This window comes from Rhizobium sp. C104, assembly GCF_022354505.1.
Taxonomy (GTDB): Bacteria; Pseudomonadota; Alphaproteobacteria; order Rhizobiales; family Rhizobiaceae; genus Rhizobium; species Rhizobium redzepovicii.
The window spans coordinates 162196-189188 of record NZ_CP092351.1 but is presented as its reverse complement, the minus strand read 5'-3'; the positions used below and the strand labels follow the sequence as shown (position 1 = coordinate 189188).

Here is a 26993-nt window from a genome sequence, read left to right as displayed (position 1 = left end):
TGGCCTCCCGATGTCAATTGGAACGGGTGGAGCCATGCGGCGCCACCCTTCAGCTCGAGGATTTCAGAACTTGAATTCTTCGACGTTTGCCGGCGTCACGATGTCAGCTGGTCCGAGAAGAACTTCGCCTTTTGCGCCAACCTTGTAGGAACCCAGCCTGCCGGCTTCGAAGGTCTCGCCCTCCTTGCCGGTCAATTTGCACTGCGCGACGGCCTGGGCCGCATAGTAGGTGAGATAGCCAAGATCCTTGACGTTCCACCAAATGTCCTGGACCGAGCCGTTCTGGATGTATTTCTTGATGAGGGTGGCTGGAGCAAGACCGGTCAGCTTGATCTTACCGAGAAGACCCGCCTGGTCCATGGCACGGGCAGCCGCGGGCAAGCCGATGCCTGCCGGAATGATGATGCCCTTGAGGTTCGGAAATGCCTGTGCCAGGGCCAGAGCCTGCTGCTGATTGACCTGTTCGCTCTCCTGGCCATAGGCGACTTGAACGAGCTTCATCTTGGCGTATTTCTTGTCGGCCGCCATGGTCTTCTTCATGAAGTCGATCCAGGCATTCTGGTTCGTCGCCGTCGGCGTCGACGACAGGATCGCAAACTCACCGTCGTAGTTGATCATCTGTCCCATCGATTCCAGCATCATTTCGGCCAGGCTGTCGCCGGCCGCCTGGTTGAGGAAGACGGAACGGGCGGCAGTCGACACGTCGGAATCATAGGATACGACTTTCACACCCTGCTTGGCTGCGCGGCGCAAAGCGGGGGCTACGGCATTGGCGTCGTTGGCGGAGATCGCGATGACACCGACTTTTTGCGAAACCAGATTGTTGATGAAATCGATCTGCGCCTCGGCGGTCGCCTGCGACGGAGCCTGCTTGATCGCCTTGCCGCCGATTTCCTTTGCAGCTTCTTCCGCACCTGTTTGCGCGACCTGGAAATAGGGGTCGGTGTCCAGTTTCGGCAGGAAGCCGACCGTGACCGGTTCCTTGGCGCATTCCTGCGCGTTTGCCGCCGCGATGCTTGCGATCACGCTGCCCGCGACCAGCAGGCTTCTAATAAGATGCGATGTCATGACGTTCCTCCTCAAGATATCCGGTTGAATGAAGCAGGCTAGCCCCGGAAACTACTCGCCTGCTTTGACTTTGAAATATCGCGTTCGAACGCTGGCAAAGACGCGCTCCGCCGCATTGCTGGCCAGCAGTGAAACGATGAGCAGAAGGCCGATGACCGTCCCCTGCGCGTCGCCGCCGATCTGCAGCAGACCAAGGACGTTGCGGATGGTGGCGACCAGAAGCAATGCCCACAGCACGCCGGTCAGCCGGCCACGCCCGCCGAAGACGCTGATCCCGCCCAGAAGCGCGATGGTGATGACGTCGAGTTCGATGCCGACCGCATTGTTGGCGCGGGCATTCGCCAGCCGGGCCGCGTAGACCATGCCGGCTGCCGCGCAAATCACACCAGATGTGACGAACAGGCCGAACACGGTGCGAGCCAGGCGAATGCCGGAATAACGCGCGGCGTCAGGGCTCCCTCCGATCGCATAGATGCGCCGGCCGAGCGGCATCTTTTGAAGCGATATGGCGAAAATCGGGGCAAGCAGCAGGAAGGGAAGAATAGTCCGCGGCACCGGCGATGTGCCGACAGTATCGATGCCGAAATCGAGGAAGCTGTCGGGAAAATCGTTGATGGAGTCCGAGCCGAGCAGAATATAGGCAACGCCGCGAAACAGGGCCATCGTTCCGAGCGTCACGACAAGCGAGGGAAGACCGAGCTTGGTCACCAGCACGCCGTTGAAGCCACCGCAAATTCCGCCGGCGACAAGTGTTACCGGAATGGCCAGAAGGAGTGGCGCGCCCTGCTGGATGAGCAAACCGAAGATCACGCTGGTGAGCGCCAATATGCTGCCGACGGACAGGTCGATTTCGCGCGCGATAATCAGCAGCACCATCGGCAACACGATGAGCGCCCTTTCCGAAATGCCGGCAACGGCCTGCGAAATATTGAAGACGGAAGCGAAGTTCGGCACGCCCAGGAGAGCGTAGGCGATAACGGCGATCGTCAGCGCCGCCAGGAAATTATCCCAGTTGGCAAAGCGGGTGACGAAGTCGGAATTGCGCTCGGAATTTGTGTCCATCAATGTGCTCCCTTGCGCTTGCCGGCGGCGCGGCGGGCGACGAGTGCGTCGATGCCGATGGCGGCGAGAATGACGAGGCCATAGACCCCCTGCAGCCAAAGTGGATCGACACGTACGAGTGTCAGCCCGTTGTTGATGATGAGCAGCATCAAGGCGCCGGCGGCGACGCCGAGCACCGTGCCGGAGCCGCCACGCACGGCAATGCCGCCGACGACGACAGCCGCAATCACCGTCAACTCGAAACCGTAGGCAACGCGTGCATCGACTGTGGCATAGCGCGAAGCCCAGAGCGCACCGTCGAACCCGGCCAGAAGCCCGGCTGCCGAAAACGCCATGAGGATGCGCGCCCGCGAGGGAATGCCGATGAGGCTCGCTCCGCCGGGATTGGAACCGATGGCGAACATTTCTCGACCGATCGAGGTATTTCGCAGGATGTAGGCGACGACGAGCAGCGTGGCGATGGCGATCAGGAGGACAGCCGGAACCCCGAGAATATTTGCCGCTGTCATATCCAGCCAGGCTTGCGGCACCTGGTCGGCACTCACTTGCGTTCCGCCGGCCCAGAGGCTGTTGATGCCCCGGAAGATGGACATGGTGCCGAGCGTGACGACGATGGCCGGTACGCGGCCGTAGGTCACGATGAGCCCATTCAGGAAGCCTGCGGCGAGCCCGATCGCACAAGCCAATACGACCCCACCCATCACGCCGATCTCGGGATGCAGATGGATCGTCGAGGCCGCTCCATAGGCTGCAAGGCCTATGATCGCAGCCACGGAAAGATCAATGCTTCGGGTGATGACAACAAGCATTTGGGCGACTGCGACGATCATCAGAAGGCCGGCATCCATTGCCAGGGCGGATAGATTTGCGCCGCTGAGCATACGTATGTTCAATATTGAAATCGGAATGACGACAGCTGCAATGGCCGCAAACAGGCCCAATTCCCGGCGGGCGAGAACCCGCCGCCATGTGCCCTGCGCCGCTCTTTCCGGGAGCTCCAATTTTTCCTCTTGATGCGGGACCGGCTTGGCGACAATCTCGCCGTCCACCTTCTTGACGATCGCGTCTGTCGCAGCACCGATCACCTTTTCTTGCGTGGCCTCGTCGTGGAGGAATTCGGCCGTAACCAAACCTTCTCTCAGCACGATCATCCGGTCGGCCATGCCTAGCAGTTCTGGCAGCTCGGATGAGATCAGGATGATCGCCATGCCTTTGCCGGCGAGATCAGCCATCATCGCATGCACATCGGCCTTGGTCTGAACGTCGATGCCTTGCGTCGGCTCGTCGAGGATAAGGATGCGAGGATTGGTCGCCAGCCATTTTGCCAGAACGACCTTTTGCTGGTTGCCGCCGGACAACGCGCCGACCGGCTGATCGAAGGATTTGAAACGCAGCCGAAGGCGATCGAGAAACGGCTTTGCAAGGTCAAGCTCCCTCTCGCGCGACATCAACCCACCTCGGGTCGCCTTGTCGAGCACGGTCAACGACGCATTGTTCAAAATGGAGAAATCCATCACCAGGCTCTGCCCGATCCGGTCTTCGGAAACATAGGCGACGCCATTGTCCATGGCATCTTTAGGAGAGGCGAAGCGCAGTGCCTTGCCATCGATCCTGATTGTTCCCGCAGTCGGCTGATCGATCCCGAACAACACCCGGGCAATGTCGGTACGGCCACTGCCGACCAATCCGCCGAACCCCAGAATCTCGCCCGCTCTCAACTGAAACGACACATCCTTGAACGAGCCATCGCAGGACAACCCCTTAACATCGAGAACTACCCCGCCCGGGGAGGCGCTGTTGCGAGGATAGAGCCCGTCCAGCGCGCGCCCGACCATCATCTGAACGGCACGTTCCCGAGACAGATCAGCCGCGACTTCCGTTCCGACATGTCGCCCGTCGCGCAGGACGGCGATACGATCGGCGACGCGATAGATCTCGTCCATGCGATGGCCGACGAACATCATCGCCACCCCTTGGGACCGGAGATTGTCCACGACTGTGAACAACCGCTCCACCTCTCTTTGGGACAGGGCCGCGGTCGGTTCGTCCATGATCAGAACGCGCGCGTCGAGCGAAAGCGCACGGGCAATTTCGACCAATTGCTGCTCTGATGTCCGAAGCCCCCCAAGGGCGCCGTGACATCCACCTCGAGGCCGACGAGCGTAAGGAGGCGCGCCGCTTCGGAGCGCATATACAGGTGGTCAAGTTTCCAACGCAGCCCGGTCTGTCCGATGAAGAGATTTTCAGCAATGCTGAGATCGGGAAAGAGACCCGGATGCTGATGCATAACCGCGACGCCGGCATGCTGGGCTTCCAGCGGGGACGCGAATGTGACGGCTTTCCCCAGAATGGAGACCTGGCCGCCATCTGGGCGATGCACGCCGGCGAGCAGCTTGACGCAGGTACTTTTGCCCGCCCCATTCTCCCCAAGCAGGGCCAGCACTTCGCCTGCGCGCAGTTGGATAGACACATCCGCAACGGCGACGGTGCCGCCAAAAACCTTCGTGACGCCTTCGAGCGACGCGACGACCTGGCCGGCCTCCATCGTTGGCGCCGCGGTTTGACGGCCTGAAATTTCAAGCATTCCGAGCGTCCGACATAACCGGAATCGCTAACCCTGCACAGCACGTCATCTGTTCGATGCCTCCTCATGACCGAGAGCGTATCTCTCGCCCCAACTCCCATCGGGCATTTATTAAAGCAATTTACTATAATAATGGTTGAATGTCGTCAAGCCTCGTCTTAATGATTATCTGGGGAGACGGTTTTTGCTTCCGGCGCAACGAGTTGCGTTCATTCAGCGGTCGCGCTAGGTGTGGCGCACCGGCATGCGCTTAAAGCAAAGTGCTTTTGACTATGGTTTTCAACGGTGGAATCGGATGGCAGGAAAAGGCAGCAATTCCGTCCAGCTCCGTCACTACAACGAGCGCGTTGTCCTGGATGCCGTTCGGCGTTTCGGCCAAGCGTCGAAGGCAGAGATCGCGCGGTTCGCGCATCTTACGCCACCAGCTGTCGCTGCGATCGTCGAGGCTCTCGTCGCCGGCGGCTACCTGGTCGAAAACGGCAAACGCTTCGGCGGCAAGGGCCAGCCATCTGCCATGTACGGACTTGCCAGCAGCGGAGCCTATTCGATCGGCTTTCATATCGGCCGCAGGGCCATGGATGCCATCCTGATCGATTTTGCCGGGCAAACCTGCGCATTCGAGACCCATGACTACGACCATCCGGATCCTGAGAGCATAAGGCGTCTCGGTGACGGGGCGATCGGGCGGTTCAGGACCCAGCTCGGGAGCGACGAAAGTTCGCGCCTGATCGGCATCGGGATATCAGCCCCTTATTTCATCGGCGGGTGGGACGAGGAGCTGGGCTTTCCCGGTGATGTCCAGCTCGCCTGGCGGTCCTTTGACCTGAAAGCCCATTTCTCAGACACGCACAATCTTCCCGTCATGATCGAGAACGACGCGTCAGCAGCCGCCGTCGCCGAACTGGTCTACGGATTGGGCAAGAAGTTTTCCGATTTCCTGCATATTTCGCTCAGCACATTCGTCGGCGGAGGGCTTGTCGTCGACGGAACGTTGCAGACCGGTCCGAACGGCAATACGGCCGCGTTCGGGCCTTTCCCGGTCACACATTCAACTTTAAGCTCCGCTCCAAAGCCGACTGGAAAATTCGAAGTCCTGCTGCATCGGGCGTCGATCTACACGCTCGTCCATCATCTTAAAACAAACGGGATAGACATAAAACGTGTCCGGGATCTCGACCCGATGCCGGCCGCCGCGCGGACCCTGGTCTCGGAATGGCAGGATGACTGCGCGGATGCCCTTGCCCAGGCAATCATCGGAAGCATTTCTGTCATCGATGTCGAAGCCATTGTCATCGATGGGCTTCTCCCCGCCCCACTGCTGATGGAGACCGTTGCCCGCGTCCGGCAATGTTTTTCGGAGATGGTGCCCCCGGCCTGATCGCACCCACGATCGCCGCCGGCGCTCTGGGAGCCCGGGGTTCTGCGCTCGGAGCAAGCATTCTTCCGCTTTACCTGATGTTCGGGCCAGATACCGGCGTCCTTATGAAAAAGGGCAACGATAAGAAGCCGCTCTTGATTGGCTCGTAGGAAGTTGACCGTGCCCTTGGTTTTCACCAAGGCGATTGAGGTTTCAGCCACAGCCCTGTCCATTAACGGGATATATCCATGTGATTAACCATGTTGCTTAGCCTTTGATTCATCCTCACGGAGCAGTTTGCGGCCGGGATGTATAGAAACCAGCGCGATCGGGAGTCGGGGCTGGGAAATCGAGTCGTAACGTAGCTTTTCGCAGGCATCTGCGGCATTCGAGATCAATTCCCGGAGGAAGACATCTTTGTCGGAGTAAGCCGAGTGCACCATCATGTGGAGCAGCCGACTGACATCCGCTTCGAACGCATGTTGCTCAGGCTGCCGCTCTTCTACTGTCGTCATCGACAATCCCCATTTTGCAGAAGTCACGCGTCAGATGGTTTTCCGCTGACGGATTTCAAGCGCCCCACCTTAGCGGTTGATAGCTCGGCTCCGAATGTCCGGGAACGTTAAGTGGCTTTTAGAGAGCGAGAAGTTTTGCGCAACGTTGCAGACGAGTTGCCCTGCACTTACCGGTCGAAAGATCCCATTGATTGCTCAAGTCGATCCTCCCTTGTCGAGACGTGGTGTTTCAGGCGTCGCGGCGATCAACATGTACCGCGGCTAGCCGGTCGCATACTTGCGCCGCCGTGACTGCCATCGCAGGCGCGCCTCCTTCAAACAATGAGCATATCAAGGCAAAGGCGCTTCCGCGCCGGCGCCAGTTCGCGCACGGCTTGACCGGTTCAAAGGTCAGCCGCAGGAGGGTTAGCAAAGCGCCGCTCGCAACGAGCGGAACCCGGGTCCGAAGCTTTGCGGGAGGAGTGCATTGCTTCGCTGACTTAAGATATCAGAGGGTGCCCCGACCGCCAGCGCTCAGGTCGCAGTGCAGCCATGCGCTTGCTGCAATGCAACAGAAATCTCCGCTTATTTTTCCACCATTGTGGTCGGGAGGCAGCGTTCTCAGGTACTGGGCTCGAAACCGACAACGAACTCGATCACCTTGGCAGTGGACATTTCGCACGGCTTTAGGATCGACCCCGGTCCAGCCAATCGATAGAGGTTGAAGCTGACGATATTTGTTCCGCTAAGCTCCTCTCCGTATAGCCAGATCCGTTTGCCATCCTGCGACCGCTTGACGGTCACGCCCCATGATCGCTGATCAAAATGTCCGTCGAGATAACCGTCGGGCAATTTCGCAAGCGCGTCTTCGAACGTCGCCAGAAGAGGTGAAGGTGTTTCTCTGCAAGCCGTCATGGTGTCAGGCATTCGTCGCAGATTCCGCAGCTATCGTCATTCATGATCGATGCCGGTCGTATCTTTCGACAGCAGGGACATGTCGTTGAGTCCGCCGTAAACGTTTCGCGCTCCGGCGGAAAAATTTCGATCCAAACTTTCGCTGCCAGCATATTGGGTGCTCATCGATCCATGGCGATGCTCCGGGTTTGGGCTTACACCAGAGATAGTATGCCTCGACGGCTGCACAAGCCGGCAGATCGCTGTCAGGCCGATCCCACTTCACCAGGGCCACAATCAGGTGCCATTTGACAATTTTCTCCCGTGATAATCAGACCTTCCGCGATTGCGGCCGCCACCGCAGGCTTGCTGGGAAGTGATGGTAGATATCGGCGGCCGACATTTGTTGCGGATTTTTGCTGGCTGTCTCTCTGCCCATGCGGTCACCTCCGCACACGATGCCCTAAAGGCCGTCAAGGGAGGTGGGGTCCCAACCATTGCCGTGGCCACACAGCGCCCTAATTGCAAGGACTTGGCGAGAGCGACCGACATGTCGATGTCTTCGAGCAACGCCAAGTTCACGGAGGCGGAATTGGAAAAAGACCTCGTCCCCCGACGTGTATATTCGACCTCGCCATCCTCCCCATCACGAATGCCTGCCTTCGCGAGTGTACTCGCTGTTATTGCTATTCTGTATTTCGGCAAGGAAGTACTTCTACCTCTAGCAATCGCAGTCCTGTTGACGTTCGCCTTGGCTCCCATTTCCTCCCGTCTTCGAAAGCTTGGCCTGCCTCGTATTCCGGCGGTCATTATCACTGTCGTGCTCGCTTTTCTTGTCCTTGTCCTGTTCGGGCTTGTCGTAGCGGGACACATTGCCGAAGTTGCGCAGAACCTTCCGGCCTACCAGGGCAATATCATAGCGAAAATCCGCTCTCTGCAGGAAAGTGGAACGGATAGTGGCATTGTGCGGCGCCTGACGTCAGTCGTTGAAAGCGTCGGTCGTGAGCTCAGCAATGCGGAGGAGCGCCCAGTTGCTCCCGGTACCGCATCGAGACCAAGGGAGCCTGTGCTCGTCGAGATATTCGCGCCGAGTAGACCAATTGAAACGCTCACTAGCCTGATTGGTCCTCTGCTTGGTCCCATCGCCTCATTGGGTTTGATCATCGTCGTGGTAATATTCATGCTGTTGGAACGGGAAGAGCTTCGCGATCGCTTTATCCGGCTCGTTGGCTATGGCGATCTGCATCGCACAACAGAAGCCATCCAGGAGGCGGGAAGCCGCGTCGCACGGTATCTTCTTATGCAGTTGGTGGTGAACTGCGCTTATGGCGTTCCATTGGCTCTTGGACTGTGGGCGGTTGGCATTCCAAATCCAGCGCTCTGGGGGATGCTGGCCATCGTCCTTCGATTTGTCCCCTATATCGGGCCTGTCATCGCTACAGTTCTGCCGCTGTTCCTGGCCTTTGCAGTAGACCCTGGCTGGAGCCTTGTTCTCTGGGTTTCGGCCATTTTCGTCGTGCTGGAACTGACCAGCAATAACGTCATCGAGCCCTGGCTCTATGGTTCTCGTACCGGCCTCTCTCCGCTGGCAATCATCGTCGCGGCGATTTTTTGGGCATGGCTGTGGGGACCAGTCGGTCTTGTGCTGTCCACGCCCCTGACCGTGTGTCTTGCAGTGTTGGGCCGGTATGTCCCGCAGTTCGAGTTCCTTGAGGTCGTTTTTGGTAGTGACCCGGTGCTCGATCCCAAGGAGCGGCTGTACCAGCGGCTTCTTGCCGGCGATCCCGATGAGGCGACCGACTACGCTGAGGAGTTCCTCGAGGAGGATTATCTGGAGGATTACTATGGCAAGGTTGCCATTCCCGCCCTTCTACTCGCGGAGAAGGACAGGCGTCGAGGCGTCTTGACCGCGGAGCAGATGGAACAGGTGTTCGGGACCGCCATCACACTGGTCTCGAACCTCGGGGAAATCGCGGAGGAAGAAGAGCAGGAAGAGGAAGACGAACAGAAGGAGACGGAAGCGGCAGGTCGGCCCACCACCCCCCTCAAGGAAGGAAATGGGGATGAAAGCGAACTACCTGATGGACGGGGCAAGACCGTCTTTTGCGTCGGAGGCAGGGGCCCGCTCGACGACGCGTCGGCTGCGATGCTTGCCCAGATTCTTCAGGTACAGGGAGCCGAGGTGGTCGCAGCGAGGCATTCTGACATCCCCAATCGCCGTGCCATGAGCCTCGTTCCGAAACAATCGAACGCCGTCGTGGTTTGCTTCCTCAACGAGGACTCCGCAAGGCACGCCACCATACTTGTTCGTCGGTTCAAGCGCATATACCCGGCCATTCGGGTCGGCGCGGTCCTTTGGGTGGAAAATCAGGAGGAAGAGCAACCGCCTGCGCTTCGGGAGGCGGATTTCGTTGCCACCACCTTGACCTCAGCTGCCCGCGAGGCACTCGCCGATGCACCAGCATCATTGGTGACGCCCGCGCGCAAAATTCGAACGAGGCGATCCTCGAAAAAGACAGGCATACCCCCCGCACAGTCCAGAATTTAGCGGCAAGTCTTGCCCGGATATGCCGGAACTAGATGTGATGGGACCAGAAGTCCTACGTCGTATTCGTCAACGCTCCAATGCGTCTCGGAGCGGCCGAACGCCAGGAGCTGCGCGTCATTCGTCCGTTCTCGGCCGACATTGATTCCACGAGGTAATGACACGGTGCTCGACCAATTAGGGTTAGGCCGATGTGCCCGTAATCCAAGAGGATGTTCTGCCCTTGCGTTCCACCGCGGGCTCCTGCTGGTCGGCGACCGTTCCCAGGACGCTCGATTTCACCGCCTCATTCACGACAATTTCCCCATCGGCTGGCGGGTTGGCTGCGGCCCCCCCGACTGACGGATGCCGCTGAACGGCTGATCAAATGACATCGATCTCCCGCCGTTGACATGAGCCTCCGGCCCCGCCGGAGTATCCGGCGCACATTGGGTCGATTACGAGGTTTACGGTGCGTATTTTCGTTAAGTGGAAGCGGCGCCGAGAATCCAATCTCTAAGGGCAGAAACTTTCAGATTGCTGTGCTTCTCTTCGGGATAGACCAGGTAATAGGCGAACGTCTCCATATGGGTCGGTTTCGCGAGCTTGACGAGGCGCCCTTCGTTCACATCGAGCGCCACCATCGCGGCCGGGAGCAGGCCTGCACCTTGGCCGGCGATCACAGCGCTGAGGAGTAGGCTGGAGTCGTTAAAGGAGGGGCCGCGAGGGACCTCGATCTCGTCGATGCCTTGCGCTTGAAACCAGAGGCTCCAGCCCTTCCGGTCGGCGTCGTGAACTTGCGGCCACCGCGTCAGTTCGTCAGACAGTTCCGGCATACCCAAGTGCTCAACAAGTGACGGCGCCGCAACTGGCACCATCTCGACGGAAACGACGCGATAGCTCCGCAAGCCAGGATAGCGACCGACGCCGTGGCGCACGGCAAGATCAACGCCGTCACGCGAAAAATCCACCAGTGCGCCGTTGGTAAGTATCTGAAGGTCGGAGCCGGGCGCGATGGGCGTGGCCCGACAGCGGATGGTGATAAAGTTTCATGTGATCGCTCCTGATTGAAGGCCGGGTCCGTTCCCGATCCATGCGAACAGGATGCAACGGGCGATCAGCGGCCTGAATACTCATGTTTGACAGTGCGCCGTTACGCTGTACGCAATAGTGCTTGGAACCGCCCCGCGCGGTGAGCTCATTCCGCAAAGCAACGCATAGTCGGATGGGCCTGCTGAAGTCTCCGGGTTACCGGAGCCCTGGCGAGAAATTCTTCAGTCCTGAGGCGGGCTCTCAATGTGGCTGCTATGCCGAACGTCCTTGATGAGATCGACGAACCGCCGCAGTTTGGCGGGGATATTCCGTCTTCCGGGATAATAGAGGCAGAGCCCCGGATAGGGCGGGGTCCAGTCGGCAAGAACCTGCTCCAGCCTTCCAGCGGCGACGTCGTCTGATACCTGCCGTTCGTTGAGATAGGCAAGTCCGGCTCCTTCTCGGGCCGCCCGGAGCATCAGGTCGCTGTCGTCGAGCGTGAGCTTGCCGGGAACGTCAAGCGTGAAGCTCTCTCCTCGCTTTTCGAACTCCCAGCGATAGAGCGTACCGCTCGCCATCCGGGCGCGGATGCACATGTGGTTCTGAAGGTCGGCCGGAACATGAGGCCTGCCATGGCGGCGAAGATAGTCGACCGAACCGACTATGGCCGGACCGACAGTGTCGCCGATCGGAACGACGACCATGTCATGGGGAACAGCCTCTCGGATTCTGATCCCGGCGTCAAAGCCCTTGGCATTGACGTCGACCAGCGCGCCCTCCGTGACAATCTCCACCGCCATCTGCGGGTTTCTGCGCATGTATTCCAGGATCAGTGGCGTCAGAATCATGCGGGTCGCACCCACCGACGTGTTGATGCGCAAGATACCCGTGGCTTCCGCACGATGCTCGTCGACATGCTCGACGGCGCTGCGAATTGCCTCCAGCGCCGGACCGACGCTCGCCACGAACTGTTCGCCCGCGGCTGACAGGACCACGCTCCGCGTCGAGCGGTTGAACAGTCTAACGCCCATACGCGCCTCCAGCGCGGCGATCTGCTGGCTCAGCGAGGACGACGGGATTCCAAGCTCGCTCGCTGCGGCCCGAAAACCACCTTGGGAAGACACAGCGAGAACTGCTTCGAGTTCGGCGAGCGAGCCACGCATCATTGTCCGTAATTCCCTATCAGGCTGAGCAATTTTAGCCAGCTTATCAGGACAATGGAGAAATGCCAGATAGGCCTGACAGTCGAAAGGAGTTAGACATGCGCAACCTCGACAACATCTATATCGACGGTGAGTTCGTCACGCCAAAGGGCACCGAAACGGGCGATCTTCATAATCCGTCCACGGAAGAGAAGATCGGAACGGTCCGGCTTGCCGGCGTCGAAGACGCGCGGGACGCCGTCGCCGCGGCGAAGCGCGCCTTCCCCGCATTCTCACGCACGTCGAAGGCCGAGCGCATCGACATGCTGAACCGATTGAACGCCGCCGTCGCCGGGCGCGTTACCGATCTTACCCAAGCAATGGCGCTCGAATATGGCGCTCCGCAAAACTTCACACGGTTCGCGCCCTTCGGCAGGCCCGCTTCATGCAGGCACTCGGTCAGGATCTGCGTCTGGGTCGCGCTCATCTCGCTTGGCTTGATGACGATCGTCGAACCGGCGGCGATGGCGGTTGCGAGCTTCGAGGTGATGAAACCGATGTTGCTGTTCCAGGGAGTGATGGCCGCGGCGACGCCAGACGGCTGCATGACCACCCGCGCGCGGCCCCTATAGCGTTCGAATTCATAGTCCTCCAGAACGGATGCCATGGTCAGAAAACTCGAAGCAGCATGGGGGATGGTGATCAAAAAGGGTTCCACGGTGTAGCTGTATTGCTGAGCCTCATCGGCCATCCATGCGCGGATAGCATCGCGTCCCATATGGGTCTTGCCCTTATCCTTCACGATGCCGTTTTCGGTGAAGGTGCCAGCGATGGCATCCGGACTGCCTGTCCGGTCTGCCTCGAAATAGGCTTCGATGGCCTTTGGTAATTTGATCGTCATTCGGTCCTCCAGTCATTCTCTCTGTATCGACGTGGTTCGACTCTTTGACGTCGACTGACAGAAAGGTAGACCACCCTTATTGACGGGATAAGCCGGATAAACGAGGATGAAACGTTGCGAAAAGAGGGACAATGACCCGATCCGTTCTCGCTGAACTCGATGCCGTTCTGGCGATCGCCCGCATCGGGTCCTTCCGAGCCGCCGCCCTTGATCTGGGCATATCCACCACTGCCTTGAGCAATTCCATCGGGAAGCTTGAGCAGCGACTGGGCATCCGCCTGTTCAACCGGACGACAAGAAGCGTGTCGCTGACCGATGCGGGGCGAACCTTTGTCGAGCGGGTTGGGCCGGCTGTGACCGATATCCGTGACGCGATGCAGGCGGCCCAGTCGCTACAGGAGGTTCCGACCGGCACACTGCGCATCAATGCGTTTGCCACCGCCGCCCGAGAGGTGATGGAACCGCTAATCCTCTCGTTCCTCCAGCGCTATCCGCAGGTGCATGTCGACCTGGTCACTGAAGGCCGGATCGTCGACATCGTCGCAGCGGGCTTCGACCTTGGCCTGAGGCCAGCGGATCTCGTCCCCGCTGACATGATCGCCGTACCACTCGGCCTCAAACGCAGCAACGCCGTTGTCGCGTCGCCGGAATTCCTGCGTACGCATGGCACGCCAAACGTCCCAGCCGACCTCTACCGGTTTCGCTGCATCCGCGCCCGTCTTCCCAACAACGCGCTGTTCCGATGGAAATTCGAGAGGGACGGGGAAGCGCTACAGATCGACGTGCAGGGTTCGATCACCTTGGACGAGTCAAGTCTTGTCAGGATCGCGGCGCGGAATGGCATCGGTCTCGGCTACGTTATGGAGGCGGACGTGCGGGATGACATCGTTGCCGGTCGGCTTGTACGTGTGTTGGAAGACTGGACACCGTCTCTGGCGCCACTAGCTCTGTACTACCCCGGCAGGAAGAACCCCCGGCCGCTTTCACCGCGTTCATTCAGGCTGCCCGCGAGTTCGCGAGAGGTTGAGCGCCCGAGGTTGCATCCTGCGACTGCTGCTTGGTCTCGATGTTGCCGGTTTCCAACATTGATCGAGACCGTGATTGCGTCTCCGCCGGTCGCCGGACACCGCCACACATTCATCACGATGTTGCGGACCGGATGCATTGACCGACCATGCGGTTCACACCATCTAGGCCGCATGGCGAAACACGAGAAGAGCGACATCGAGCTGATTAGGACGTGGACCTTGTCGACAGCGGTCACCATGGGGTCGTTAGTGAGGGCAAAGGGGCTTCTCCAGGAGATCCAGGCGCGACTCCCACCTATGTTCCAAGAAAGCGATCTCCCTCGAAGGAGTTGATCTTATCTTGGCAATGCCAGCCGATGCTAAGGCTGCTTTCAATGCCGTGGCTTCGGTCGTCTCCAAAGCGTTAGAAGAAGCGCCATCCCTGCCCGTCATCCCGCGCGAGATCCAGGATATCCTCGGCATGAAGACGAGCGAGCGGCATCGCTGGCTTGCAGACGGCCGGCTTCCGAGCGCTGGAACGAGAACCGTGAGGCTTGCGGGACGCGCCCGCCAGAGTCTTTGATCCGAAGGTGGTTGAGGATCGTCTTGACCGTGGTGCCGTCGATGGTGGCGCGTTGAGGATGCGAAGGCGAAGGCCGAGAAGAGAGCGAGGGCTGCGTCGAGCCTCCGGGGCTGGGAAGACTTCGATCTCGATGGCCTAATTCGTTGATCGACAGAGTATGAAGACGCCGAGACATGATGATGAGTTCGGGTGAAACACCACATTGAATATGCGCCAGTGCGAGGATGGCTTTGCTACGCAAGCTTTGGCCCTGATAGTCGCGGGTAAACCGCTCACTCCGTTTTACGGAGCCCCAGTGGCGAGCTGGTTGATATCACACCCGTTGAGGACCGTAACTTTGCTAACCGGCGTTTTGTCGAGCACTTAGGAGATGATGCCGCAATTTTGGAGATGAGAACCGGGATCTTTATCACCCTTAGTTGTCAGGGCCATTTGCCCCCGCCATCACTCGATCCCATGTTGGCCTTGCAGGGCTATCAGCTGGAGGACGCTGAAGGCCTATTCTGAGATTTGTCCGCGCCTAAAAAGCTAGGCTGGAGCCGGCGTTTGGAATGATCGTGCCGGTGCGACAGCGCATAATAGTGGGCGTTGCCACCGAATCTGACCCAGCCACCGAGCATCGTAACTGGAGCAGATCTGGTGGCAGAAGGGATTCCTGTTATTTGTGAATCATGATTCACTTGCTTTATGACGAAGCGCCGCCTCCCCCTGGCCGCGCATGCCGACACGCTGTCGCTGAAGGCGCTGCGGGAGTTGGTGACTGGTCTGGTGGAGCGGGCTGATCGGGCAGAAATCCGGATCGAGAAGCTTGAGGCTGACAACCGAAAGCTTCGTGAAGACAACGACCTGCTCAGGGTAGAGAACACGCGGCTGAAGGTCGACAACCAGCTTCTGCGCGACGAGATTGCGCGGCTTAAAAACCTGCCGCCGCGCCCACCCTTCAGGCCGTCGGGCATAGAACAGGCAACAAGTGACAAAACGGTTGCCGGCAGCCGAAAGCCTGCGCGGCGTCGCGGGCCGAAAGGCGACAAGGGCAGCGTCACGCGCGAAGAGGTGCTGCCTGCCAACGCACCACCCGGATCGCGCTTAAGGGCTACAAGGATTGCGTGGTGCGGGATCTGGTCGTGCGGGCCGAGGTGACCCCTGGCCTCCCTGGTTGCAGCTCGCGCCTGAACGCTCTCGGCCCTTCGAGCACCCTGCTCGGCGTCAGACATGCTGATTGTGTCGGCACGGCCATCAAATCAGCCCCGCTTACGAGCATCAGCCATGAATCCATTAGTTTGGAAGATTGTAACATTATGAAATCATGGTAACTAAATCACCAAGTGGAATTCATTGGCCAATTTGCTTCCGTTAGAGAAGCGGAAGAACAGTTGGCATTGTAACCATCGATAAGTACCTCTTATCGATGGTAGATTGATTTCGACCCGCAAATCAGAAAGAATCGCAGCAAATCACGGCCATGGAGGCCGCCGAGACCGTGCTTTTGGAGCGCCTGTGGCCAAACCCAAGAAATCATTGTCCGCGGTTGAGCGGCGCGCCGAAGAACTCGACACGATCGCCGCCGTCCTGCCGATCGAACGCCGTAACGAGCTCGCCGAGCTACTGAGCGACCACGATGTCGAGACGCTGCGCCATCTCGTCAACCAAGGCATGGGCGACAATACGCTGCGGGCGCTGACTTCGGATCTCACTTACCTTGAAGCCTGGGGACTGGCGGCGACCGGAAACCCCCTGCCCTGGCCGGCGCCCGAGGCGCTGCTGCTGAAATTCGTCGCCCACCACCTTTGGGACCCGCAGCGCCGCGAGACGGATGCGGATCACGGCATGCCCGCAGACGTCGACGAAAAGCTTCGGCAACAGGGGTTTCTCAAATCCGTTGGCCCGCACGCGCCATCGACGGTGCGCCGGCGACTGGCCAACTGGTCGACATTGAGCAAATGGCGTGGCCTCAATGGTGCCTTCGCCTCCCCTGCCCTCAAGTCGGCCATTCGTCTCGCCGTGCGCGCCGTCCCCCGGACGCGGGGTCGCAAGAGCGCCAAGGCGGTCACCGGCGACGTGCTGGCCAAATTGCTGGCGACCTGCGCGACCGATAGCCTGCGTGATCTGCGCGACCGGGCGATCCTGATGGTGGCCTTTGCCTCCGGCGGGAGAAGGCGGAGCGAAATCGCCGGGCTGCGCAAGGAGCAGTTGACAATCGAACCGCCGATCCCGGTCGAGAATGGTACCCCCCTCCCCTCCCTCGCCATCCATCTCGGTCGCACCAAAACCAGCAGCGGCGAACAGGACGACGTCGTCTATCTGACGGGCCGGCCGGTAGAGGCACTCAATGCCTGGATGGCGGCGTCGAAGATCGAGAGCGGGAGCGTGTTTCGGGCGATCGGGCGGTGGGGGACAGTGTCGCGGCGGGCGATCGATCCGCAGTCGATCAATGCCATCCTCAAGCAGCGAGCGGAGATGGCTGGGTTGGATCCTGGGGAGTTTTCCGCGCACGGGCTACGATCTGGATATCTGACCGAGGCGGCAAACCGTGGCATCCCTCTGCCGGAGGCGATGGAGCAGTCCCGCCACCGCTCGATTCAACAAGCGTCAAGTTACTACAACAGCGCGACACGTCGAAGCGGGCGGGCGGCTCAGATGGTGTGATATATGATGTTCGTATGCGACGCGCGGATGCAGCGCTCTTCTGTCACCGAGGAGAGGCCATTGATCGCCGAGCATCCCATGCCGAGGCGGGGAATTTCGCGGCCGTCCCAGACAGTCGCCAGCGCGACCGGCGCGGCGAGCCGTTAGGCACACACCAATGTGTACGCCGCGCGACGCGCCAACTGATACAGCCCAAACTCAACATATTGTCCTTGCAATTACGGAATTACCCTCCATAAATGCAAGGATGATTGAACGTCGAATATCTACAAAACTGATTGAGTTGATCGATTCGAGCCCCGCCGTTGCGCTCATTGGCCCGCGTCAGGTCGGCAAGACGACGCTGGCGCTTGCCATAGCCGAACAGCGCCCATCAATCTATCTCGACCTGGAATCGGATGCCGACCGCGCCAAACTCACCGAGCCGGAACTATATCTCAGCCAGCACAGCGACAAGCTCGTTATCCTGGATGAGGTTCACCGGCTACCAAATCTTTTTCAGAACTTGCGTGGGCTTATCGACCGGGGCCGGCGAAATGGAAGAAAGGCTGGCCATTTCCTGCTGCTCGGGTCCGCATCTATCGATCTATTGAAACAGTCGGGTGAGACGCTGGCCGGTCGCATCGCCTACCTTGAAATGGGTCCGATCGACGGCCTGGAAGTGCCAGTTGACGATCTGAATACGCTATGGGTGCGGGGCGGCTTCCCAGATAGTTTCCTAGCAGCGAGTGATCGTGAAAGCCAGCGCTGGCGGCAAGACTTTATTCTAACCTATCTGGAACGAGACATTTCCTTGCTTGGTCCTCGCATTCCAGCCGAGACATTGCGGCGCTTCTGGACCATGCTTGCGCATCACCAATCAGGACTGCTAAATGCCGCGGAATTTGCGCGTTCGCTCGGCGTCGATGGCAAGACGGTCGCCTCCTATCTCGATCTCCTGGTTGATCTACTCCTCGTACGACGCCTAGAGCCCTGGCACGCGAACATTGGCAAACGCCTGGTCAAATCACCGCGGGTCTATGTTCGCGATAGCGGCATCACCCACACCCTTTTGGGACTGACCACTCAGGAGGACCTTCTCGGGCACCCGGTCGCCGGAGCAAGCTGGGAAGGATTCGTGATCGAGACCTTGATTGCAGCAGCGCCGCCCGGAACTCAGTGCAATTTTTATCGGACGTCGGCTGGTGCCGAGATCGACGTTCTTCTAACGCCCCCGGGCGAACGACCTTGGGCTATCGAAATCAAGCGGAGCCTGACACCGAAACTCGAGAAAGGCTTCTATCTTGCATGTGAAGATCTCGACCCGGCACGACGCATCGTCGTTTACCCTGGGCAGGAAACTTTCCCCCTAAAGCACGATGTGGAAGCAATGCCGCTAGCCTCGATAGGCAAAGCTCTGATTAGTCTTACTTAGGGCGTATCCGGATTTAGTTGAATCGGCAGGGATTCCGTTTTTGGGTGTTTTGTGATTCAAGATGCTGGCTGGAGTGGAGGCCAGCATCGAATGACGCGACCTCTTTCCAATGATCTTCGTGAGCGTATTGTTGCTGCAATCGAAGCCCGTGAGAGCTGCCGGTCGGTTGCGGCGCAGTACGGTATTGCCGTGTCTTCAGCGGTAAAGTGGTGGCAGCGTTATCGTTCGAGCGGTTCTGTCGCGCCTGGGAAGATGGGCGGCCACCGCGCTGCGATCGGCTCACCGCACCCTGTGTCTTCGATGGACCGATCAACGGTGAGTGCTTCGCGCCTATGTCGAGCAGCAACTCGTACCAGCGCTCAAACCCGGCGACATCGTCGTGATGGATAATCTCGGCTCCCACAAGTCGACCGCCATCCGTCAGATGATCCGCAACGCTGGTGCTCGGCTCTGGTACTTGCGGCCACACTCACCCTCCGAAAAACGTCCACATCCGATCCTTTGCTGACGCATGCTCATACGCTTTGAGTGCTGGTTGTAACGCAGCCGAACGCGGCGCGTTTGATTGCCGACACATGGGTTTGCTGTCCTTTGGATGACGTCGATTCGAACCTTTCAAGGTGCTCTCTGGGTCTCCGCGACCACCTTTGATCCATTACATGAGCGATAGAGTTCATTTCTATCACTCATCGCAATAAATTATCGTGAGTTATAGAGGCCGCCTATAACTCATGAAGTGGAACTGGACGTAGGAAGGTTGGCCGCATTTCATCTATGTTCATGCGCCGCTTGAACCACTCGAAAGCCGATTCCTTCTGTCCTCGGGGGAAGTGATCGGCGCAATTCGTCACACTTTGAACGTCAGACCGCTCGGCACCTACCGGTAACGTCCGAAGTTCCCCGAAGCTGTGTCGCTTTTAGTGAGTGAGCTTTTTGAGGTAAGAGAAGGGTCACATCCTTGTATGCACTCAAAAGGTAACAGCTGTTACCTTTTGAGTCCCTCTTATTGAGATCGCGTGGTTCGCCCAACGCGACCAATAAAAAAATTCAGTTGATGTCCCGGCCAAACGGGTGTGTCGACCGGACCCTGCCCGGCCCTCTCCGTCCGTGGATAAGCAGCTTATGTCGGATAGAGGAGGGAAAACGAGGCGACGATCGGCACCCCCACCCGTCCATCTCTCCCGGGCGAGACGGCCCCCAGAACTCACACCCGAAAGCGCCATTGCCGTCATACCTGGGACTCTTCTGCTTGGCGGGTGCCGCACACCCCGACTACAAGTTCGGGACCTCTAGGCATCAATGCACAATTATCTCCAGCGGGGCACAAGCGCGACGAAACAGGTGGCATAGCTTCCTTAATGAACATTCGAAGACCTCCTTCGCCTATGCCCTCCAACACCCATGTTCTTCTGCGAGCCGAGTAACTCCAAGGGCGCGCAAAGCTTTTCACCGCCGAAAAGCATGAAGCACGCAGGCAGGGAGCGAGATCGCAACCGCCAGAACCGTCGACGCTGATCTCCGTGATCGATACTGAACAATCAACGGCGACACATTCACGTCGGAGGGTGTTCAAGATCGGCAGCCAGGCAGGGTCTTTCAGTGGACACGAGGAATGACGCTAGTCGGCCACGGCTTTGAGGGCAGATACTTCAGTGCAGTTGCCAGCCCTCGCCGTCTTGCTGTGAAATCCAGATGCAATATGGCTGCATTGACGTTCGGCGCAAACGGATACCCGTCGAAACGACCACTCTTCCTGTATGCACCGCTCCATTGCCGCCCATCCGAGCCAGATACCAAGGCCACCCCCTTGAACTCGATCACTTCCCGTAGCGCCTATAACGCAAACTCGGCGCGATGGACCCGTTCCTCAAGCCCAAGGGCGGGGTAACAGCTGTTACTTTTTCGCCTATCTATTCCGCTTGTTCATCTCGCTACCGGCAAGACCGTGAAGGCTTTTTGAGAGGTGAAGACTTCCATCGACCGCCCGGTCGACCATTGCACGGAAATAGCCCCCGGGCTTTGCAATCAGCTCCGGATCACGCAAGGATTTTTCGAGCACGGTCGCTAAGATGGCGGAGGCTGCATAACGGCCGACCCGCCCTACGCCGTCTACCCATGCAGCCTCCGACAGGCCGATCATGCGCCGCATCATTTCGGCCGCCCCGACAACATCGGACCATCCGTCAAACTCCACGCTGACACATTCCTGCGCCGCCCGGCACCCGACCTGCAGCAAGCCAACCGGCACCGTAGCTAGAACGGCACCTTGGATATCACCAACTGTCGTTTCCACCAGCGGCAACCGGGATTGCATGTCACCCGCCGCTGCTTGAGGCTTATTTTCATAAGCCATTTCGACGGCGGAGCCGTCGTCAGTTGAAATTATGTCTCGCTCGTGAGAGCGGGTCCGTTGATTACTATCAGAAAGGTTTTTAGGGGTTGTATTAATAATAGAGGTGACGCTGATGTCACCCGCGCATGACATACTATGCTCATGGAAACGTTGTTCAGCGTACTCAAGAACCTCTGCGTGGATTGATTCGAGACCGCTTGCCTGTTCGGCCCTGTCGGCAACGCCGTCGATGATTGCTTGCGCAGCGCTCCTCCAGATATCTGCCTTTTCCGGGAACGCCTCGCAGGCATCGATGATTGCCCTGGAAACCCTCGTGACCGCGCGACGTGCATCCTGGCTGGCCTTGAGTTCCCTTTGATAGTTCTCGACGCTCTCCCTGATCTCGGCGAGCCGTACGCGCGCTGGCGTGAAATCAAGCCCGAAGCCACTGGCAACTATCCCGTCACTGTCGCGGTACACGAAACGCCGGCCCGTCGGACTGTCACGGTAGGCGGCGATCCCAGCCTCGACGATCCTGCGCAGGCAACGTGTCACTGTGCGCTCGGAGCGCAGCGTATATTCGGCAAGCTTGGCATTCGAGATGGCAACGATCGGTCGCCCGCCGCCTTTCCAGTCATCAGCGCGCGAGAGGCCAAGGAGAATGTCCAAAACATGATAGGTCGTGCCGTCGATCCCAAGGATCGGCGCTGCCTTTTTCAGCAGGAGAGAGATCTCCGACTTCGAGGTGTCCGGTATGTCGTTGGCCATCGCCATACGCGCGCTTGCGAGAATGGCCGGACTGACGCGCCTGAACGATGCGATTGCCGTTGCTTCTGTCATGGGCTAGCTGCCCGCAACGCCTTGGCGTGCGGCTCCATCGAGATTCTTGTTGATGAAAGCCGGCAGACGGGCACAGTTTTTCATTCCCGGCTGTTACGCAGGGGTTGATTGTGCCAGCGGTCCGTCATAGAATCAGTTTGTAAGAGCTGATGTCGATGGGACGTTTTCGTACTGTCGGCTAGGATTCAAGGGTTCGCCGATTGCCGTCGGTGAGCCCTTTCCTATTTCTGAATTAGCCTACCCCATCGGCGCCTCTCCCGTTTGCTTTCGGTACTCCTCCACCAGCGCCGGAAGCCTTTCGACGAGCCAAGCCGAGAGGCCCGGCACCTTGCTTTCCGGAATCGTGATAAGCGTTGAAGAACGCGAGGATTTCGCAGTGATTACGGCGCCGCCACCGACGTCGACCTCTTCGCCCTGACTTCCTCGCGCCGCCTTGTGTTCGAGCGCGCTCATCAGCGCGGCGAAGCGGTGATCGCTCGTGGCAGCGGCCCATACAGCCGTCGAGGTCACCTTATCGATGATCGCCTGGGCCGCGGCCGGAGCCTTGCCATCCTTGAAATGGGCGGCGAGCTTTTCCCACTTGGGGCGGCCGATCGATGGAGCCGGACCAATTCTGCCGATCAGTTCCGCGGGGACCTGTTCTGCGATTCCAATCAGCATCGAAACGTAGGTCAGCTTGCCATCCGCCCTGCCGAGCGCGGCGGCGATCGTCTCCCGCCGGAAGCCGCGCGCCTTGAGGGTCGCGGCAAAGAACGCCTGCTCGATGAAGGAGAGATTGGCGCGTTCGGTATTCTCGATACCTTGAGCGACCACCAGTTCATCGTCGGAGAGATCGCGCACGATCGCTCTCACCGGCCGTTCAAGGATCTGACAGGCGCGCAAGCGCCTGTGCCCGTACGCGACCTGAAAGTAGCCCTGCCTGTCGGGGGAGGGGCGAACGAGGATGGGAAGTCTCTGGCCGTTTTCCCGAATGCCCTCGACGAAACCCTGGAACTGCGGATCTCCCTCAATATCAAGGCGGTCCCTGACAAAGGAAGGAACGACAAGAGCGGAGTCAATTTCGACGATGGCCTCAGAACTGCTCAATTGCAGGCGGAGGCGTTCATTCTCCTCTTCGACGGCAACGAAGGCCCGGTCCATCGACTTGACGGCTCCAGATCCGACTTTGACCGCGGGCCCAGCTGAAATTTGCTTGGCAAGACTCCGCGGAATCGACATTCGCAAAAAGACTTTTCATCCGACTGGAGCGTTCTTTGGCATTCGTCATGACCGTCCCCATACCGATTTGAGGTGGTTGAAGATCTCGAGATTGACCGCGTCGACGGAATCCAGGGCACGCGTGAGCGTATCTCGACCAACCGAACCACGCGCCATTTCGTAAAGGCTCTTCTTCTCAAGGCCGGCACTGGCGATTGCGGTCGTGTCCACCACCGCTGGCGCCAGCACGTCCTCGCCGAACAGGGAGCGCAGGAGCGCGACGACGTTCACCTGCGGCACGTCGTTCGGATTGTGCCTGGTGATGACATATCGAATGAAATCGTGTTCCAGAACACCGCCACGCTCCTCGATGACGTGCATGACATCGCTCATCATCGCCAGGAACTGGTTCATGCTGGCAACGTCGATCATCGCCGGATGAACGGTAATCAGCAGTGAGGTCGCAGCACAAAGCGCGCCCAGGGTCAGATAACCCAGTTGCGGCGGCGCATCGATCACGACGACATCATAGTCTTCCTCGACGCTGTTTATGACGGCGCCGAGACGTCGAAAGAAGATCCCGTCGCCGCGCCCGCCGCCGCTTGCGATCGCCTGCGGCGTCTCATGCTCGTATTCCATGAGCTCCAGGTTGCCGGGTATGAGATCAATTCCGTCAAAATAGGTATTACGGATGACGTCGCGCAGCGGCCGGCGGTTGTCGTCGTCATAGCGAATGGCCGCATATATCGTCTCATTGTCGCTGACATCGAACTCCGGCTGGTAGCCGAACATGGCCGACAAGGATGCCTGCGGATCAAGATCGATCGCGAGCACCCGCAAACCCGTCAGAGCGAGATAATGGGCGAGATGAACGGTCGTCGTCGTTTTGGCCGATCCGCCCTTGAAGTTCGCAACCGCGATAACCTGCAGCTTCTCACCGGGACGCCGGCGCGGCAAGAAATCCAAAGCTTCCATGGGCCGCTTCACCGCCAGGTATCGACGGATCTCATTGACCTGGGCGAGCGTGTAGCTCCTGCGGCCATTCTCCAGCCGCTCGGGCATTGCACCTTCACCGTCCAACGACATCTGTCGGAGGGTCGATTCGGCGATCCCAAGCATGGTGGCCACGTCACGCGAGGTAAACGTGCGCAACGATTTCATCGCCTCCGGCGGATACATATGGGTGCGAAGAGACTGCAACTGCGCTGACAACATCTGCGATTGGCGTGTAATCTTCACAGCGGAGGATTCGCTCGTTGGCTTGCGTGTCGTCATCTGATCCATTTTCACCTCGCGACGGTTTTTCACCGATCATCGCGCATTTTCCGTCGCAAAGGTTGCAGTTATCGCGTGAGTCGTCAAACGTTCTTTGGTTAACGAAAACTTAACGAATGACCTGTTGCCTGCAATGTGTTGCAGGCCTTCACCATATTTTTCATATGCTTAAGATGATCAAGTGGCCTTCAGCCCCTGTCGCTTTACCCGCAGTTTTGCGAGTGGGACCCAGTGTCGGCCGGTCGCCCCGGCGCGCAACGCAGCGTCGCCATCGGCCCTGAACCATGCGCGACTCACAGATTTGCGACTGGAACCAACCCGCCGCTTTCCGCAAACCAGGATCCGCAGACCAGCCTAATTGCGGAGCGGGATCATGAAGCTGATAGCACTCAAGACGACGAAATCGCGCAAGGACGCGGCCCTTCTCGATCAAATGTACAGGCTGCGGTCGCGGGTTTTCGCTGACCGGCTCGCCTGGAACGTTTCCAGGTCCAACGGGCGGGAGCGCGATCAGTTCGACGAATTCGAACCGACCTATGTTCTAGCCTTATCGGATGGCGTGGTGATCGGCTGCGCACGGCTGCTGCCAGCCATCGGTCCGACCATGCTGCAGCAAGTCTTCCCGCAGCTTCTTTCGGCAGGACGGCTCGACGCCGATCCGTCCATGATCGAAAGCTCTCGTTTCTGCGTCGATACCGCGCGGTCCCGTGGGGCCGGGGAAGGGGGCCTGAGCGACGTCACGTTCGGCATGTTCGCAGGCATCCTCGAATGGTGCCTAAATCAGGGTTACCGCGAAATCGCAACAGCCACGGATGTTCGCTTCGAGCGAATCCTGCGGCGCGCCGGCTGGCCGATGCTGCGCCTTGGTCAGCCGATCATGATCAATGAGACGCTGAGCGTGGCCGGCATCCTGCCGGTCAGCTGGGAGAACTTCGAACGGGTCAGACCGCACGCCTATCGTTCCGCATTCGGTGCGCGGCGCCAGCATGCGGCATAAGCAGGCAGCCGCGATGTCGATACCGACCCTGGCGCTGCCGCGCCTCATCCGCAAACTCGAGGACGCTCTTGGCGAGGAGCTTTGCCTTGCCCTCAACGATCCGAGCGTCGTCGAAATCATGCTGAACCCCGACGGAAATCTGTTTGTGGAGCGTTTTGGACGCGGGATCGCCCATGCCGGCCAGATGGAAAAGCGCGCAGCCGAGGTCGCCATCGGCTGCGTTGCCCACGTGTTGAATACCGAGGTGGGCGACCGAAAGCCGATCGTCTCTGGTGAATTGCCCCTTGGCGGCCATCGTTTCGAGGGCCTGCTGCCCCCGATCGTCCCCGCGCCGTGTTTTTCGATCCGCCGGCGAGCGTCGCAGCGCATCCGGCTCGAAGACTATCTGACAAGCAGCGTTATGACGGCCGGCCAAGCCCTCATAATCCGCCAGGCGATAGATAGGAGGTGGAACATGGTCATCTGCGGGGGGACAGGATCGGGCAAGACGACCCTGACCAATGCGGTTGTCGCTGCGATCGCCGAGCAGACTCCGAACGACCGATTGGTCATTCTCGAGGACACGGTCGAGATCCAATGCGTCGCCAGCAACGCGGTCGCATTGCGCACGAGCGATCGTGTCGACATGGCGCAGCTGCTGAAGAGCACCATGAGGTTGCGGCCGGACAGAATCATCGTCGGCGAGGTTCGCGACGGCGCGGCGCTCACACTCCTTAAGGCCTGGAACACGGGCCACCCGGGCGGAGTGGCGACCATTCACTCAAACACCGCGCAATCGGCGCTTCGACGGCTGGAACAACTGACCGCAGAGGTCAGCAGACAACCGATTCAAGCAGTCATAGGCGAGGCAGTTGACCTGATCATCTCGATCGATCGAACCCCAAAAGGCCGCCGCGTCAGCGATATCCTGCGCGTTCACGGATTTATAGGTGGCGAGTATCAGCTCGAGACTTATGGAGACATGCAGCATGCGGCTTGAACGCTCGATAGACCTCGCCGCCGTCGCGCTTGCGTTGGCCTTCATCCTAATTGATCCGGCTTGGGCAAGTTCGGGCGGCGGCCTGCCTTGGGAAGATCCTCTTCAACAAATCCAAGAGTCGATCACCGGTCCGGTTGCCGGGTTCATCGCACTTGCTGCTGTCGCAATCGCAGGCGGCATGTTGATCTTCGGCGGAGAACTCAACGACTTCGCCCGCCGGCTTATGTATGTGGTGCTCGTTGCCGGCATTCTGCTCGGCGCAACCCAGATCGTCGGCCTGTTCGGCGCGACGGGCGCCTCTATCGGCATTGCCGATCACAACCTGAAGACCCGTAATGGCGAAGAGGGGAGGGCAGGTAATGGCGGTTGAGGCGACCACCTTGCAGCGCAATTCCATACATCGCGCGCTTTCTCGCCCCAACCTCCTGATGGGCGCGGACCGGGAACTGGTACTGATCACGGGACTTGCGGCGATCATCCTGATCTTTGTCGTCCTGACGATCTATTCCGCGCTGTTCGGAGCGACGCTGTGGATCGTCATCGTCGCGGCGTTGAGGATGATGGCAAAAGCCGATCCACTGATGAGACGCGTGTATATCCGTCACATGGCCTACAGACCCTCGTACCGGGCCACGTCCTCCCCTTGGCGACGCTACTGAGAGGCA

16 protein-coding genes and 9 pseudogenes are annotated in these 26993 nt (G+C 59.1%); 14 read left to right on the top strand and 11 right to left on the bottom strand.

Going from position 1 to position 26993, the window contains the following annotated elements:
- Positions 1-63: 63 nt before the first annotated feature.
- From MF410_RS27820 to MF410_RS36810, 3 genes and pseudogenes are all read right to left on the bottom strand, one after another.
- A complete protein-coding gene (locus tag MF410_RS27820; protein WP_064649948.1) occupies positions 64-1068 on the bottom strand; it encodes a rhamnose ABC transporter substrate-binding protein in 1005 nt (334 codons plus the stop codon).
- Between the two features lie 51 nt (positions 1069-1119).
- The gene (locus MF410_RS27815) at positions 1120-2130 is read right to left on the bottom strand and encodes an ABC transporter permease (RefSeq protein ID WP_131711426.1); all 1011 of its coding nucleotides are present in this window, start codon (positions 2128-2130) and stop codon (positions 1120-1122) included.
- Positions 2130-4714, bottom strand: a pseudogene (locus tag MF410_RS36810) (ATP-binding cassette domain-containing protein). The gene MF410_RS27815 and the pseudogene MF410_RS36810 overlap by 1 nt, the downstream one beginning before the upstream one ends.
- A gap of 295 nt (positions 4715-5009) precedes the next feature.
- Here MF410_RS36810 and MF410_RS27800 point away from each other — a divergent pair.
- The gene (locus MF410_RS27800) at positions 5010-6092 is read left to right on the top strand and encodes an ROK family transcriptional regulator (protein ID WP_239620656.1); all 1083 of its coding nucleotides are present in this window, start codon (positions 5010-5012) and stop codon (positions 6090-6092) included.
- Between the two features lie 311 nt (positions 6093-6403).
- Here the strand turns inward: MF410_RS27800 and MF410_RS27795 are convergent.
- Positions 6404-6586, bottom strand: a pseudogene (locus MF410_RS27795) (hypothetical protein); the annotation flags it as partial.
- 600 nt (positions 6587-7186) lie between these two features.
- Positions 7187-7492, bottom strand: a complete 306-nt coding sequence (locus tag MF410_RS27790; protein WP_131711423.1) for a hypothetical protein — start codon at positions 7490-7492, stop codon at positions 7187-7189.
- Between the two features lie 523 nt (positions 7493-8015).
- On the opposite strand from MF410_RS27790, the gene MF410_RS27785 reads away from it, so the two are divergent.
- Complete coding sequence (locus MF410_RS27785) at positions 8016-10007, top strand: AI-2E family transporter (RefSeq protein WP_222135069.1); 1992 nt, start codon at positions 8016-8018, stop codon at positions 10005-10007.
- A gap of 461 nt (positions 10008-10468) precedes the next feature.
- Here the strand turns inward: MF410_RS27785 and MF410_RS27780 are convergent, their stop codons facing one another.
- Positions 10469-10999 (bottom strand): LysR substrate-binding domain-containing protein, encoded by a 531-nt coding sequence (locus MF410_RS27780; RefSeq protein ID WP_343228888.1) that lies wholly within the window; start codon positions 10997-10999, stop codon positions 10469-10471.
- A 258-nt stretch (positions 11000-11257) separates the two neighbouring features.
- Positions 11258-12181 carry a LysR family transcriptional regulator gene (locus tag MF410_RS27775; protein ID WP_239620654.1) on the bottom strand — a complete coding sequence of 308 codons (924 nt, stop codon included), beginning with the start codon at positions 12179-12181 and terminating at the stop codon, positions 11258-11260.
- 95 nt (positions 12182-12276) lie between these two features.
- Here MF410_RS27775 and MF410_RS27770 point away from each other — a divergent pair.
- Positions 12277-12582 (top strand): annotated as a pseudogene (locus tag MF410_RS27770) (aldehyde dehydrogenase family protein); the annotation flags it as partial.
- Here MF410_RS27770 and MF410_RS27765 read toward each other — a convergent pair.
- Positions 12582-12845 (bottom strand): annotated as a pseudogene (locus tag MF410_RS27765) (aldehyde dehydrogenase family protein); the annotation flags it as partial. The pseudogenes MF410_RS27770 and MF410_RS27765 sit on opposite strands and share 1 nt — an antisense overlap.
- Positions 12846-13189: 344 nt before the next feature.
- Between MF410_RS27765 and MF410_RS27760 the strand changes: the two are divergent.
- The 7 genes and pseudogenes from MF410_RS27760 to MF410_RS27730 form a co-directional block, all read left to right on the top strand.
- Positions 13190-14085 (top strand): annotated as a pseudogene (locus MF410_RS27760) (LysR substrate-binding domain-containing protein).
- Between the two features lie 172 nt (positions 14086-14257).
- A pseudogene (locus MF410_RS27755) lies at positions 14258-14795 on the top strand (hypothetical protein).
- A gap of 540 nt (positions 14796-15335) precedes the next feature.
- A complete protein-coding gene (locus MF410_RS27750; protein WP_206099948.1) occupies positions 15336-15788 on the top strand; it encodes a hypothetical protein in 453 nt (150 codons plus the stop codon).
- A gap of 357 nt (positions 15789-16145) precedes the next feature.
- Positions 16146-17294, top strand: a complete 1149-nt coding sequence (locus MF410_RS27745) for a site-specific integrase (RefSeq protein WP_239620651.1) — start codon at positions 16146-16148, stop codon at positions 17292-17294.
- 247 nt (positions 17295-17541) lie between these two features.
- A complete protein-coding gene (locus MF410_RS27740; protein WP_222135065.1) occupies positions 17542-18708 on the top strand; it encodes an ATP-binding protein in 1167 nt (388 codons plus the stop codon).
- Positions 18709-18798: 90 nt separating this feature from the next.
- Positions 18799-19183: pseudogene (locus tag MF410_RS27735) on the top strand (transposase); the annotation flags it as partial.
- Positions 19184-19478: 295 nt separating this feature from the next.
- Positions 19479-19559: pseudogene (locus MF410_RS27730) on the top strand (Fic family protein); the annotation flags it as partial.
- Positions 19560-20614: 1055 nt separating this feature from the next.
- Here the strand turns inward: MF410_RS27730 and repC are convergent.
- From repC to repA, 3 genes and pseudogenes are all read right to left on the bottom strand, one after another.
- Positions 20615-21880, bottom strand: a complete 1266-nt coding sequence (gene repC / locus MF410_RS27725; RefSeq protein WP_222135039.1) for a plasmid replication protein RepC — start codon at positions 21878-21880, stop codon at positions 20615-20617.
- A gap of 237 nt (positions 21881-22117) precedes the next feature.
- A pseudogene (gene repB / locus MF410_RS27720) lies at positions 22118-23159 on the bottom strand (plasmid partitioning protein RepB).
- Positions 23144-24361: a plasmid partitioning protein RepA gene (gene repA, locus MF410_RS27715; protein WP_097629540.1), complete on the bottom strand. Its 1218-nt coding sequence runs from the start codon at positions 24359-24361 to the stop codon at positions 23144-23146. The pseudogene repB and the gene repA overlap by 16 nt, the downstream one beginning before the upstream one ends.
- A gap of 364 nt (positions 24362-24725) precedes the next feature.
- Here repA and traI point away from each other — a divergent pair, with 364 nt between their 5' ends.
- From traI to MF410_RS27695, 4 genes are read left to right on the top strand one after another with little or no spacing between them, the layout of a single operon-like run.
- Complete coding sequence (traI, locus tag MF410_RS27710; protein WP_064649789.1) at positions 24726-25349, top strand: acyl-homoserine-lactone synthase TraI; 624 nt, start codon at positions 24726-24728, stop codon at positions 25347-25349.
- A 13-nt stretch (positions 25350-25362) separates the two neighbouring features.
- A complete protein-coding gene (gene trbB / locus MF410_RS27705; protein WP_222149005.1) occupies positions 25363-26328 on the top strand; it encodes a P-type conjugative transfer ATPase TrbB in 966 nt (321 codons plus the stop codon).
- A complete protein-coding gene (locus MF410_RS27700) occupies positions 26318-26698 on the top strand; it encodes a TrbC/VirB2 family protein (RefSeq protein ID WP_097629539.1) in 381 nt (126 codons plus the stop codon). Before trbB ends, MF410_RS27700 begins: the two co-directional genes overlap by 11 nt.
- Positions 26688-26987, top strand: coding sequence for a conjugal transfer protein TrbD (locus MF410_RS27695; protein ID WP_064649791.1), 300 nt, complete (start codon positions 26688-26690; stop codon positions 26985-26987). Before MF410_RS27700 ends, MF410_RS27695 begins: the two co-directional genes overlap by 11 nt.
- Positions 26988-26993: the final 6 nt, after the last annotated feature.

Excerpts from the sequence above, each read along its gene's own strand:
- MF410_RS27820 (WP_064649948.1), bottom strand. The coding sequence starts at position 1,068 with ATGACATCGCATCTTATTAGAAGCCTGCTGGTCGCGGGCAGCGTGATC.
- MF410_RS27815 (WP_131711426.1), bottom strand. The coding sequence starts at position 2,130 with ATGGACACAAATTCCGAGCGCAATTCCGACTTCGTCACCCGCTTTGCC.
- MF410_RS27800 (WP_239620656.1), top strand. The coding sequence starts at position 5,010 with ATGGCAGGAAAAGGCAGCAATTCCGTCCAGCTCCGTCACTACAACGAG.
- MF410_RS27790 (WP_131711423.1), bottom strand. The coding sequence starts at position 7,492 with ATGCCTGACACCATGACGGCTTGCAGAGAAACACCTTCACCTCTTCTG.
- MF410_RS27785 (WP_222135069.1), top strand. The coding sequence starts at position 8,016 with ATGTCTTCGAGCAACGCCAAGTTCACGGAGGCGGAATTGGAAAAAGAC.
- MF410_RS27775 (WP_239620654.1), bottom strand. The coding sequence starts at position 12,181 with ATGATGCGTGGCTCGCTCGCCGAACTCGAAGCAGTTCTCGCTGTGTCT.
- MF410_RS27750 (WP_206099948.1), top strand. The coding sequence starts at position 15,336 with ATGACGAAGCGCCGCCTCCCCCTGGCCGCGCATGCCGACACGCTGTCG.
- MF410_RS27740 (WP_222135065.1), top strand. The coding sequence starts at position 17,542 with ATGATTGAACGTCGAATATCTACAAAACTGATTGAGTTGATCGATTCG.
- repC (WP_222135039.1), bottom strand. The coding sequence starts at position 21,880 with ATGACAGAAGCAACGGCAATCGCATCGTTCAGGCGCGTCAGTCCGGCC.
- repA (WP_097629540.1), bottom strand. The coding sequence starts at position 24,361 with ATGGATCAGATGACGACACGCAAGCCAACGAGCGAATCCTCCGCTGTG.
- traI (WP_064649789.1), top strand. The coding sequence starts at position 24,726 with ATGAAGCTGATAGCACTCAAGACGACGAAATCGCGCAAGGACGCGGCC.
- trbB (WP_222149005.1), top strand. The coding sequence starts at position 25,363 with ATGTCGATACCGACCCTGGCGCTGCCGCGCCTCATCCGCAAACTCGAG.
- MF410_RS27700 (WP_097629539.1), top strand. The coding sequence starts at position 26,318 with ATGCGGCTTGAACGCTCGATAGACCTCGCCGCCGTCGCGCTTGCGTTG.
- MF410_RS27695 (WP_064649791.1), top strand. The coding sequence starts at position 26,688 with ATGGCGGTTGAGGCGACCACCTTGCAGCGCAATTCCATACATCGCGCG.